The sequence below is a fragment of the Rhizobium sp. LjRoot30 genome, assembly GCF_964253915.1.
Classification (GTDB): domain Bacteria; phylum Pseudomonadota; class Alphaproteobacteria; order Rhizobiales; family Rhizobiaceae; genus Metarhizobium.
Map to the genome: position 1 here is coordinate 776091 of NZ_CAXUSG020000002.1, position 12200 is coordinate 788290.

Consider the following 12200-nt stretch of genomic DNA (forward strand, 5'->3'; position numbering starts at 1 on the left):
CGCTAGAACCTCAGTTCTTCAGCGCGATATTGGTGATATCGGCCTGTACCGCCAGCGAAGACCAGACCCAATGGCTGATGCGATCGGAGGTGATGGCAATCTTGCGCTTCTCGAAAAGCGGGATCCAGGGCAGATCCGTCGAGACGATCTGGTCCGCCTTGGTCCAGAGCGGGGTTGGATTATCCGAAGGATAGGCTTCGGCCGCGAGCTTGTTCAGCTCGGGATTGCTGTAGCAGATCGCGTAGACATTTCCGGGACCGCAGGGCGAAGCATCCGAATTCAGCCAGCCGCCGAGCAGCATTCGCGTGCTTGGCCCCTGCCAGTCGGGCGAAAAGCTTGCATTCAGGAACACATCCCAACGGGACTTCGGATCCTGAATGTACGAGCGCCATTCACTGGAAGGCACCGGGATCAGGTTCAGCGTAATACCGGCGGCCGCCAGGTCTTCCTTGAGCGTTACGGCGATCGTTTCACCCTGTGCGTTGGTGCGATAGAGCGCGTCGAGCGTGATGCCATTCGGATAGCCCGCCTTTGCCAGAAGCTCTTTAGCCTTTTCCGGATCGCCCTTGTTGCCATCGGTCGGATAGGGATCAAACTGCTCATAGCCGGAAATCGTCGAGGTAATGATCTGCGACAACGGCACCGCCGCAATCGCACCGCCCTGCGACTGGACAAGGTGGGCGCGATTGACCGCATAGGTCAGAGCCTGCCGCACTTCGGGCTTGCGCAGCGCCTCGATGCCTTCGCTGGTAGCACCCTTCTGCGCGTTCAATGTGATGAAGTTGGCCGATCCACTGTTCGTCGCGTGCAGATAGGGGCTGTTTTCCGACACATATTGCCGGATGGTGCCACGCGGCGGAGTGTCGAGATAAAGCGAAAGATCCGCTTCGCCGGCCTGGATTTTCTGGACGACCGCATCTTCGCTGTTGGCGGTGAAGTCGACATGAATCTCATCGACATAGGCCTTGCGGGCCTCGTCCGATTCCGCCTTGAAGTTCTTGGCCTTCTTCAGGACCAGCTTCTGCCCCTGCTCATAGGACGCGACATAATACGGTCCGCTCGACGGCAGATTCTTGCGTGAGTCCAGCGAATCCGGAAAATATTTCGACGCGATTTCGGATGCGACCGGCGACACGAAATTCATCGAGAGAATGTTGAGGAAGTCATAGTTCTTGGTGTCCGAACGGATCACCAGGGTCTTGTCATCCGGGGCGGATACGCCGGAAATCTCATGGCTATCGATGAAGGCTTTGCTCGCAGCCAGGTCGCCGGTCGGCACCTTGGAGAATTCCTTGCAATAGTCGACAAAGCCCGAGAGAACGAGATTGAAATAGTTGATCGCCGCGACCTGCTTGTTCGGGTCGCAGAAGCGCTTGATGCCATAGACAAAATCGCCGGCAACGATAGGGCGCTCGGTGGAGCCCGAGAAGAAGATGTCGTCCTTCAGGTGGAAGGTGTAGGTCTTGCCGTCCGGGCTGACATCCCAGGACTTGGCCAGATCCGGAACCAGGGTCGTATCTTCCTTGAGGCCGATGGGCGAACCGGGATAGGTGACGAGCTGCCGTGTCGTGGCGCGCAGGATTTCCCAGGATTCGATGCTGTAGCCGGTCAGGGGATCGAAGGCATCGAGATCGGATTCGAGCGAGGCGATGCGCAAAGTGCCACCGAACTTCGGCTCATCGGCAAGGGCCGGAGCGCAGAGAGCGGTGTAGGCAGCGAGAAGAGGAACAGCGGCCCGCTTGGCGGATCGTAAAAGGACGGTAACATGCATGAGTGTTTGCCTCGGTTCGAATAATCTACTTTATTTCTATAGTTTTTGTAGACTAAAAGAACGCAGCGACGTTCCAATTTCGGCGACAGCCGGAGAAAATATCCGGTCGAAACCGCCCCTCCCTCGGAAAATCAGTATCGTTTCGAGAACATTGAGGGACGTGACGCGCGATATTTTGCCAGCGTCACGCCCTGCCCCAGCGGCACCGTCGCAAATGCCCTAGCGGCGAAAATGAGAACAATTTTCCTCAAGTAAACTACTTTTGGAACTGAACGACCACGCCAAGCCATAAATGCCGTAGCATAAGTCTATCATTTTTGTAGATTATGGATCGCCTTGATGGCCTGGAGCGCACTTTTGATACAGTCTGCCTTTTGCCCGGCGGGGGCCTGGCATGAGCGGTAATATCCACCTTCACTGGTACCTGCCGACGAACGGCGACAGCCGGGGCCTGACGGGCTCGGGGAACGATAGCCACGTCGTGGAATTTTCCGGCGGCTTCCGCGCTCCCACCCTCGCCTATCTGGGCGACGTGGCGCGCGCCGCCGAACAACAGCCCTTTCATGCCGTTCTGACACCGACCGGCACATGGTGCGAAGACGCCTGGATCACCACCGCCGCTCTTGCCCATGAAACGAAACGGCTGAAATTTCTCGTTGCCTTCCGTCCCGGCTGATATCGCCGACTCTGGTCGCCCATCAGGCCGCGACCTTTCAGCGGATGACCGGAGGGCGGCTGCTTCTCAACGTCGTCACGGGTGGCGACCGTTTCGAGCAGGCGCGTTTCGGCGATCATCTGGATCATGACGCCCGCTATGAAAGGACAGAGGAATTCCTCTCGGTGGTGCGTGGCGTAACCTCGGCACCCTCCGATCGGCCCTTTTCCTTCAAGGGCAAACATTATGACATTCGGGACGCCAGCATCGATCCGGCGCCGTATGGCCTGCCACAGATCTTTTTCGGTGGCGCAAGCCCGGCAGCGCAGGAGGTGGCGACCGCACAGGCCGACGTCTACCTCGTTTGGGGTCGCCCGCCGGCCCTCGAAGCCGAAAACATCGCTCAGCTTAGAGCACGCGCCGCTGCCAAAGGCCGCTCCTTGAGCTTCGGCGTGCGCCTGCATGTCATTTCGCGAGACACAGAGGACGAAGCCTGGGCCGTGGCAGACAAGTTGCTCGGCTGGCTCTCGCCGGATCGCGTACAGAAAGCCCGCGACCTGCTCGCCAAGTCCGAATCCGTTGCCCAAAGCCAGATGTCGGCGCTGCATGCGCATCGCGACGGCCTGCCGGCATCGGCACGCGAACTGGAAATCCATCCCGGCCTCTGGTCCGGTTATGGTCTCGTTCGTGGCGGCGCCGGTACGGCTCTCGTCGGAAGCCATGCCCAGGTGGCCGGTCTGATCGAAACCTACCATGAAGCCGGTTTCGACCACTTCATTCTCTCCGGCCAGCCTCATCTCGAAGAGGCATGGCATTTCGGCGAGGGCGCCGCGGCCCTTCTCAGGGCACGTGGCCGTCTCGCTCCGTTATCCCAATCATCCTAAGGAGGAGCCCAATGCCATCGCTCTCTAAACTTTTGCCCGCAAACAGCTCCCGCCTGGACATACGATCGCTGGACCGCACCTCGGAGCGGCGAGAGGCTTTTGCCGTGTTTCGGCAGGCCTTGCTGGGGCTCCCCGATTTCGGGCGCAACAGCCCCGACATCGAAGCCCGGTTTCTGGCCGAAGGCAAACCGCTGGGCGGCTTCGAGGAGGATATCCTGCGCGGCGTCGTGAACGGCTACGATTCGACCATCGCCCTGCCCGGCGGCGACCGCGTGCGGCATCTCGCCGTGACCCATGTCGGCGTCTCCCCCGAAGCGACCCGCCGCGGCATCGCCCGCGAACTGCTCGTCGAACAGCTTCGCCGCGCCCGCGCAGACGGCTATGTCGTCGCCGGCCTGAGAGCATCCGACACCGGCATTTACGGCCGATACGGCTATGGCATCGCTTCATGGTCGGTCCGGCATGAGCTTGACCTGACCCGCGCCAAACTGGCCGTCGACGTGCCACGCGAAGGGGTCCGCATTGTCGATGCCCGGGAGAGCTTTCCGCTGTTCCGGCAGATTGCCGATGCGGAGCCCGCTCCCCGTGCCACAACGCTTTCCCGCTGGGACGGCTGGTGGGCGATTCAGCAATACCGTACGAGCCATGGCCCCACGCCCCACCACGCCGTCGTCTTCGGCCCGGAGGGCAATGAGCGCGGTTACCTGCGCTTCCACATAGAGCCGTCGGAGAACTGGTTCACGTCATCGCGCCGCACGGTGATCATCGATGAACTCGTGGCGCATGACGACGAAGCCTGGCGCGGCCTGATCGGTCATCTTTTTGCGCAGGATATCCTGCACCACGCCATTTTCCCGTCCCGCCCCGTCGACGATCCGCTGCCTCTGCTTCTCCAAAACCCGAGAACGCTGGAGATAAACGGTCACCGCGATGAAAGCTGGATACGACCCCTCGACCTCGAAGCTCTGCTCACCGCCCGTCGCTTTGGCGGGACACGGCAAGTAACCGTTGCCGTCGAAGACGACCTGTTTCCCGACAATGGCGGCATCTGGTCGCTCGGAGCCGATGGAGCAAGACGCAGCAGCGGACAACCGCAAGCCCGGATCGCAATCCAGGAAATGGCCACGCTGATCTTCGGCGCGTACCAGGCGTCGCTTCTTGCAGCGTCAGGTCGCATTCAAACGACCAATGCGGATGTCGCGGAAGAATTGGACCAGATATTCGCCACCAGCCACCGTCCATATTCGGGCATATCGTTTTGACGACGCGGCATCGTGCGGGCGCTGCCGTGAAAAATACTTCCGATACAGGTCTCCATCGCGACCGTGCATTTGGGCGATTTTGTAGAGAAGGTCACGACTTGGCCGCGTGACAGCGTCCTGCGCAAGATCGAACGACGAGCTGCTGGAGATGGAAGGCCGCTATGCGCAGCTCACCGAATTGCGGACGCAAGCGGAGAACTGGAGCATCGATCTGCAACCCGCGCCGACGCTTGGGATAAAATCGTGATGCACCTCAAGACGTGGATCAAAATTCTGCTGAAACCCTAAATTGGGGCCGACAAACAGAGAGTGGTGAAATTCGCTGTTGCCAAGCTTCAATCCACTTAATACAGTGTTAAGTGAGAGGGAAGGCCATGGACGACATCGCGATTGCGACGAAGAATCAGGCTGCTGTGGGCGAGAAAGTGAAGACTTTCCGCACTGCCCGTCGGATGTCGCTTCGCACGCTGGGCGATGCCACGGGAACGACCGCAAGCTTCCTCAGCCAGCTGGAGCGGGGGCTGAGCGGCGTCAACATCAGCACGCTGATACGCATTGCCGGCGCGCTCGGCATCAGCCTGACGGATCTGTTCGAAGAGGCCGCGCCGCCCGTAGGCCGCGTCCTGCGCAAACACGAGCGCCCGGCCTTGCCGCCGGCCGAGGGCTACCGAAAGATGCTGCTGTCGCAGCGCCCGATCCGCAACATGGAAGTCTATATCGGCGAATTCGACCGCGGGGGCTCGACGGGCGACAAGCCTTACAGCCATGGGGATTCGCATGAACTCTTCTTCGTCCTGCGAGGCGAGGTGGAACTCACCCTCGGCGACGAACTGCATGTGCTGTCGGCTGGCGACAGCATCGAATATCCGACGTCAGTCCCGCACAAGACCGTCAATATCGGCACGGAAACGGCTGAAGTCATGTGGATGATCGCGCCGCCCACCAGCGTCGCGGATGAACTCGATAAATACCTGCCACGGCCGGGCTCGTAACCGCGGCAGGAACAACGCACGCGAGCGCTACTGGGAGTAATGACGATGAAGAATTTTGCGAGGGCTTTCGCCCTAACGATGACGTGCGCCCTGGCGTTGCCGGCGTTCGCACAGGAAAAGCCGGTCGCCGGCGAAGTGAAGGAAGGCTCGCTCAAGGGCAAGACGCTGACCTTCGTTTCCTATGGCGGCATCTACCAGGACGGCCAGGTCGCCGCCCTTCAGGATTTCGTGACGAAATCCGGCGTGACGCTGCTGAACGACGGCCCGACGGAAATCGCCAAGCTCAAGGCACAGGTCGATGCCGGCAACGTCACCTGGGACGTGGTCGACACCGCCGACCTGCCGCCCTACGTTCATTGCGGCACGCTGTTCCAGAAGCTCGACCTCTCCAAGCTCGACGTCTCGAAGATTCCGCCCGGCCAGGTCGGCGAGTGCTCGGTTCCGGCCATGAACTACGGCGTCGTACTGATGTACAAGAACGAGACCTATAAGGACAATCCGCCGAAGAACTGGGTCGATTTCTTCGACACGGAGAAGTTCCCGGGCATCCGCGCCATCGACGGCAGCGGCGATCCGACCGGCGGCCTGATCGAACAAGCGTTCAAGGCAGCTGGCGGCGACCCGAAGGCGATGACGCCGGAGGATATCGAGAAAGGCATCCAGAAGCTGCGCGATCTCGGCCCCGACACGATCTATTGGAAGACGGGCGCTGAATCCCAGCAGCTCGCCGAATCTGGCGAAGCCGACATGGTGATGATGTGGACCGGCCGCGCCATGATCGCCGTGAAGAACGGCGCCGCCTATACGCCGGTCTGGCAGGATTGGCTGGTCGTGATGGACCAGATGACCATTCCTGTCGGCGTCAAGGACACGGATGCCGCCTATGCGCTGCTCAATGCCTATCTCGGCGCGAACGCCCAGGCGATCCTCACCGAAAAGACCTCCTACACGCCGATCAACCTCGACGCCAAGCCGAAGGTCGATGACGCCACGGCTGCCTTCCTCACCTCGACGCCCGAGCGCATCGCCCAGGGCTATCAGCAGAACATCCCGTTCTGGGTGAAGAATTTCGATCTCGCCGCGGAAAAGTGGTCGGCCCTTCTTTCCGGCAACTAAGAGCGTGATCCCCTGCAAGTCCGGCGTAGTGTCGGGCTTGCTTCCCATATGGGAGGTTTCCTTGACAGCGATACCCAACCAAGGCTCGCACACCGGTTCCGAACGACCCACCTTCCTGTCGCGTTTCCAGCTTCGCGGCGCGGTGTGGCTGGCAGCGCCCGCCGTGCTGGTGCTGCTCGTGGCGCTCGCCTATCCGCTGGCGATCGTCGTGGTGCGCAGTTTCGCCGATCCGGCGCCCGGCATCGACAATTACATCTGGTTCTTCCAGTCCGCGGTGAACCGCAACGTGCTGCAACGGACCTTCGTCGTCGCCGCCTGGGTGACGCTCGCTTCGCTGATCTGCGCCTACCCCTATGCCTATGCCATGACCATCGTCGGGCGGAACGTCAGGCTTGCGCTCATCCTCTGCGTGCTCGTGCCCTTCTGGCTGAGCGGTGTGGTGCGCACGCTCGCCTGGGTCATCCTGCTGCAGGATTCCGGCGTCATCAATTCCATGCTGCGCGGTATCGGCCTTTCGCCGGTCAAGCTGATCCGCACCCTGCCCGGCGTCGTCATCGGCATGACGCAGGTGCTGCTGCCCTTCATGATCCTGCCGATCTATTCGGTGATGCGGGGCATCGATACGCGCCTGTTGCAGGCCGCCCGCAGCCTCGGTGCAAAACCCTGGCGCGCCTTCGCGCAGATCTACGTGCCGCTGTCGTTGCCGGGCGTCTATGCCGGCGCGATCATCGTCTTCATCCTGTCGCTCGGCTTTTACATCACCCCGGCTTTGCTCGGCGGACCACGCAGCATCCTCTTGTCCTCGCTGGTGCAGAACCAGGTGCTGAGCCTGCTCAACTGGGGCCGCGGCGGCGCCATGGGCGTGGTGCTCCTGGTCGCGACGTTCCTACTGCTCGCCATCGCCGCACCGCTGATGCGGCAGAAACACACCAGCAACCGCAGGGGGGCCTGAGAGCGATGCCTTCCTTCCCGCGCATTTTCCTCGGCCTGTTCTGCCTGCTTGTCGCCGTGCTGCTGCTCGCACCGACACTGGTGGTCATCCCGATGTCGTTCAACAGCAACAAGTCGCTGGCGTTCCCGCCGGTCGGCTTCTCCTGGCAGTGGTATCAAAATTTCTTCAGCAATCCCGACTGGACGACGAGCTTCACCAATTCGCTGATCATCGCGCTCATCGTTGCTGTGGTGGCAACCATCGTCGGCACGCTCGCCGCCTTCGGCGTCACCCGCGCCGCGGCACGCACCGGCGGGTTGCTGCGTGCGCTTCTGATCACGCCGATGGTCGTGCCCGGCGTGGTGCTGGCGATCGGCATCTATGCAGTCTATCTCGATGCGCATCTGGTCGGTACGGTCGTGGGCTTCGTGCTGGCGCATACCATGCTCGCCATTCCCTTCGTGTTGATCGCGGTTCAGGCGAGCCTCGAAGTTTTCGACCGCCGGCTGGAGACCGCGGCATCGAGCCTCGGCGCAGGACGGCTGACCGTCTTCCGGACAATAACACTGCCGCTGATCCTGCCGGGCATCCTTTCCGGCGCGCTCTTCGCCTTCATCACCTCGTTCGACGAGATCATCGTCGCGCTGTTCATCACCAGCCCCTACCTGAAGACCCTGCCGGTGCAGATCTACACATCCATCACCCGCGACGCGGACCCGACGGTTGCCGCGGTCGGCACGCTGCTCTTCATCGCGACCTCGCTCATTATCGTTGCCGGCCTGCTCTTCGGCATGCGCCGCGGAAGGACATGACCATGAATGCACCCCAACGCTCCACCGGCGCCGCGATCGAAATCCGCAAGGCCTCCAAACGCTACGGCATCTTCACGGCCCTCAACGATATCGACCTGCACATCCGCCCCGGCGAGTTCATGACGCTGCTCGGCCCTTCGGGCTCCGGCAAGACGACGACGCTGAACCTGATCGCCGGCTTCACCGATATCAGCTCCGGCGCGCTCGAAATCGGCGGCAAGAGCGTCACCGGCCTGCCCTCGCACAAGCGCAATATCGGCGTTGTCTTCCAGCACTACGCGCTGTTTCCGCACATGACGGTGGGCAAAAACGTCGCCTATCCGCTGACCTTGCGCGGCATCAAGGGCAAGGACCGCGAACGGCGCGTCGAGCGCGCACTCGACATGGTGAAGATGACCGATTTCGCTCACCGCTACCCGAACGAGCTTTCCGGCGGCCAGCAGCAGCGTGTTGCGCTCGCCCGCGCCCTGGTTTTCGATCCGCCCCTGCTTTTGATGGACGAGCCGCTCGGTGCACTCGACAAGAAGCTGCGCGAATGGCTCCAGCTCGAAATCAAGCGCATCCACCGCGAACTCGGCACCACCTTCGTCTATGTGACCCATGACCAGGAAGAGGCGCTCGTGCTCTCCGACCGTATCGCCGTGTTTAACGGCGGACGCATCGAGCAGATCGGCACGGGCCGCGAACTCTACGACCATCCGGCAACGCTGTTCGTCGGCCGGTTCATCGGCGAATCCACTGTTTTGCGCGGCCCGACGGAGACCGTGGATGGCAATACAGTGATGACCATCGGCAAGGACAAGGTTGTGGCGCACGGCCGTCTGCCCGGCGATACGCGACCGGTGATCCTGCTCCGGCCCGAGCGTACCGCACTAAAACGCCCCGGCGCGGACGCAATCAGCGGCGAAAATCGGCTGTCCGGAACGGTCGAGGAGGCGATCTATCTCGGCTCCGGCTCCAAATACGAGGTACGGCTGACCGACGGCACCACGGCCGTCGTGCGTAGCCCCCTTGGTGGCGCCGACTTCAGGATCGGCGACCTTGTGGACGTCACCTTCACGCCCGCCGACCTCACCCTTCTTCCCGACGATGCCAGCGCCGACGTGACGCTGACCTGAACCCACCGAAAGCACATCCCATGGACGTCAAGACCAACGGCAACATTTCCTTCTGGTATGCCGATATCGGCGGCATTCCGCAAAAGCGCCCTCCCCTGCCGGGCGACCGCGAGGCCGATGTCTGCATCATCGGCGCCGGCTATACCGGCCTGTGGAGCGCCTACTACCTCAAGAAGGCCAATCCAGGCCTCGATATCGTCGTGCTCGAGCGGGAATTCGCAGGCTTCGGCGCATCGGGCCGCAATGGCGGCTGGCTTTCCGGCGGGTTCAGCTGGTCGCGGGAAAAATATGCAAAAACCTCCAGCCGTGGCGCAGTTATCGACATGCAAAACGCCATGGCCGGGACCGTCGACGAGGTCGAGCGCGTCACGGAGGTGGAGGGAATCGACGCCGATCTCATTCGCGTCGAGAAGATCATCGCTGCCACCAATGCAGCCCAGCTTGAGCGCGTACGCAAGGAATACCAATTCAATCTCGATTGGCAGATGCCGCCGGAACGCCTGCAGCTGCTCTCTGGAGAAGAGACGGCAAAGCGCATCACTATCGCCGACGTCCGCGGCGCCATCGCCTATCGTGGCATGGCCCGCATTCAACCAGCCAAGCTGGTGCGTGGTCTAGCACGCGTCGTCGAAGGTCTCGGCGTGTCGATCTATGAGGGCACAAGCGTCTCCTCCTTCGAGAAAGGGCGTGTCGAAACCGATCGCGGCACGGTGCGTGCGCCACATATCATCCGCGCCACGGAAGGCTTTTCCGCGGGGCTGCCCGGCTATGAGCGGACCTGGCTGGCGCTCAACAGCGCCCAGATCGTCACCGAACCCGTGCCGGACGCACTATGGAGAGAGATCGGCTGGCAAGGCCACGAGCTGCTCGGCGATGCGGCGCATGCCTATTGTTACGCCCAGCGAACCCGCGAAGGGCGCATCACCATGGGCGGACGCGGTGTTCCCTATCGCTTCGGCTCGAAGACCGACGTGAACGGCCAGACGCAGCAGGCAACCATCGATGCGCTTCACGGCATCCTGACACGCCTGCTGCCGCAGACGAAATCGCTGAAGATCGACCACGCCTGGTGTGGCGTGCTCGGCGTGCCGCGCGACTGGTGCACGACGGTCGGTTTCGATCGCTCGACGGGTATCGGCTGGGCTGGCGGCTATGTCGGCCTTGGCGTCTCCAGCTCCAACCTTGCCGGTCGCACGCTGAGCGATCTTGTGCTGAACCGCGAGACGGAGCTGACCGGTCTGCCCTGGGTCAACCGCACCGTGCGCAAATGGGAGCCGGAGCCGTTCCGCTGGCTCGGCGTACACTCCATGTATCAGCTCTACCGCATGGCCGACGAGCGTGAATTCGCCGGTCAACCGCACACGTCGAAACTGGCGGCACTCGCCGACAGCATCACCGGCCATTAGCCAATCGATTTCAGACAGGACGTATTATGATCAGCGTTGAAAATTTCGGCGATCTCCTCGACCTCGATCTCGGCGCCTTCACGTCGAAACCAACGTCGCTGGAAGGCAATCAGAAGGAGGCGGCTGTCAGCCTCTGGACGAGCCTCGACGGCAAGATTGAAAGCGGCGTCTGGGAATGCACGCCCGGCCGCTTCACAGCCGACCGCAGCGAGAACGCCGAGATCTGCCACATCCTCGCCGGCCGCGTGACGCTGCACAACGCTGATGGAACGGCCAGACAAATCGGTGCTGGCGAAATGTTCGTGTTGCCGCTCGGCTGGCACGGCGAATGGACGATCCATGAGCTGACCCGTAAAATTTACACGATGGTTGCTGCCGGCGTTTAAGCATTTCAGCAATTCACGCATGGACAAATGAGGGCGTCGCCTGGGTTTCCCGCTGAACACCGTTCGGTGCGAACACGGAACTTTCGTGTGCCGCGGCATTTTTTCGAAAGTGAACCTCGAAAGGATGCGATCACGCCAGACGTGAAGTTCTTTATCACATGCCCAGAAACACAAAACCCCCGCTACATGAGGTGTAGCGGGGGTTTTTTGTATAGATTTGGTTGCGGGGGCCTGAGTCCACAGAGACTTGTATTGTCATCAATGGCCACCTCACTCGTGTAATTGATAGTTTCCGCAACCATAGATAATCTTCAAAGCCCTTCACCATTCAACGGCCTCGAGCGCGGCAAAAAAGAAAACCTGTTGTTGTTCTGCCCAACTATCGATCGCCACTAAGAGCTAGCCCAGCAGACTTAGCTTGTAGTGGCGATCCACAGGTCACTCACGTGGAGTTGGCCTAGCTCAAATCTACCAGCTCGCGCCGAATGCCCAAGCAGATTTCCGACGATAGTCGATTATCCAAGCCTTCGTCAGCGTCATCGAAGAAAATGCGGTGAATGCTGAAGGTAGCGGCGCTGGCAACGATTGGGGAGATTGAGGCGATATCGACGATCTTGCCGCCAACTTCCACATTGATCTGCTGAGGATGCCCACCGCCGGCCATTAGCGGCTTATAAATCGGGCGAGGATCGATGGCGGCGTTTCAGGACTACAGCGCGCGACTGCGCGAGCATTATCAACGGGACTATAGCACCCGTGTGAAGGCCGGCGAGTTCAGTGATGTAAAGGGGAAAGCCTACTACCTGAGCCGCTTCCAGGCTATTCTCAAGGAGAAGGAAGCCGACTGGAAGCGGTTACAAGTCTCAG

General features: G+C 61.1%; 12 protein-coding genes. 10 read left to right on the forward strand and 2 right to left on the reverse strand.

Features of this window, described 5'->3' with window-relative positions; all coding sequences use genetic code 11:
• Positions 1 to 10: 10 nt before the first annotated feature.
• Positions 11 to 1771, reverse strand: a complete 1761-nt coding sequence (locus ACSQ3I_RS07585) for an ABC transporter substrate-binding protein (protein ID WP_435997512.1) — start codon at positions 1769 to 1771, stop codon at positions 11 to 13.
• A gap of 394 nt (positions 1772 to 2165) precedes the next feature.
• Here ACSQ3I_RS07585 and ACSQ3I_RS07590 point away from each other — a divergent pair, with 394 nt between their 5' ends.
• From ACSQ3I_RS07590 to ACSQ3I_RS07635, 10 genes are all read left to right on the forward strand, one after another.
• Positions 2166 to 2447: an LLM class flavin-dependent oxidoreductase gene (locus ACSQ3I_RS07590; RefSeq protein ID WP_435997513.1), complete on the forward strand. Its 282-nt coding sequence runs from the start codon at positions 2166 to 2168 to the stop codon at positions 2445 to 2447.
• Between the two features lie 44 nt (positions 2448 to 2491).
• A complete protein-coding gene (locus ACSQ3I_RS07595) occupies positions 2492 to 3310 on the forward strand; it encodes an LLM class flavin-dependent oxidoreductase (protein WP_435997515.1) in 819 nt (272 codons plus the stop codon).
• 11 nt (positions 3311 to 3321) lie between these two features.
• Positions 3322 to 4572, forward strand: coding sequence for a GNAT family N-acetyltransferase (locus ACSQ3I_RS07600; RefSeq protein ID WP_435997516.1), 1251 nt, complete (start codon positions 3322 to 3324; stop codon positions 4570 to 4572).
• 374 nt (positions 4573 to 4946) lie between these two features.
• Positions 4947 to 5564, forward strand: a complete 618-nt coding sequence (locus ACSQ3I_RS07605) for a helix-turn-helix domain-containing protein (protein WP_435997518.1) — start codon at positions 4947 to 4949, stop codon at positions 5562 to 5564.
• Positions 5565 to 5603: 39 nt separating this feature from the next.
• A complete protein-coding gene (locus ACSQ3I_RS07610) occupies positions 5604 to 6680 on the forward strand; it encodes an extracellular solute-binding protein (protein ID WP_435997520.1) in 1077 nt (358 codons plus the stop codon).
• Positions 6681 to 6822: 142 nt separating this feature from the next.
• Positions 6823 to 7632: an ABC transporter permease gene (locus ACSQ3I_RS07615; protein WP_435997590.1), complete on the forward strand. Its 810-nt coding sequence runs from the start codon at positions 6823 to 6825 to the stop codon at positions 7630 to 7632.
• Between the two features lie 5 nt (positions 7633 to 7637).
• Positions 7638 to 8423 carry an ABC transporter permease gene (locus ACSQ3I_RS07620; RefSeq protein ID WP_435997522.1) on the forward strand — a complete coding sequence of 262 codons (786 nt, stop codon included), beginning with the start codon at positions 7638 to 7640 and terminating at the stop codon, positions 8421 to 8423.
• A gap of 2 nt (positions 8424 to 8425) precedes the next feature.
• Positions 8426 to 9541 carry an ABC transporter ATP-binding protein gene (locus ACSQ3I_RS07625; protein ID WP_435997524.1) on the forward strand — a complete coding sequence of 372 codons (1116 nt, stop codon included), beginning with the start codon at positions 8426 to 8428 and terminating at the stop codon, positions 9539 to 9541.
• A gap of 20 nt (positions 9542 to 9561) precedes the next feature.
• Positions 9562 to 10947, forward strand: coding sequence for an NAD(P)/FAD-dependent oxidoreductase (locus ACSQ3I_RS07630; RefSeq protein WP_435997526.1), 1386 nt, complete (start codon positions 9562 to 9564; stop codon positions 10945 to 10947).
• 26 nt (positions 10948 to 10973) lie between these two features.
• A complete protein-coding gene (locus ACSQ3I_RS07635) occupies positions 10974 to 11333 on the forward strand; it encodes a cupin domain-containing protein (RefSeq protein WP_435997527.1) in 360 nt (119 codons plus the stop codon).
• A 457-nt stretch (positions 11334 to 11790) separates the two neighbouring features.
• Here the strand turns inward: ACSQ3I_RS07635 and ACSQ3I_RS07640 are convergent, their stop codons facing one another.
• A complete protein-coding gene (locus tag ACSQ3I_RS07640) occupies positions 11791 to 11997 on the reverse strand; it encodes a hypothetical protein (protein WP_435997529.1) in 207 nt (68 codons plus the stop codon).
• Positions 11998 to 12200: the final 203 nt, after the last annotated feature.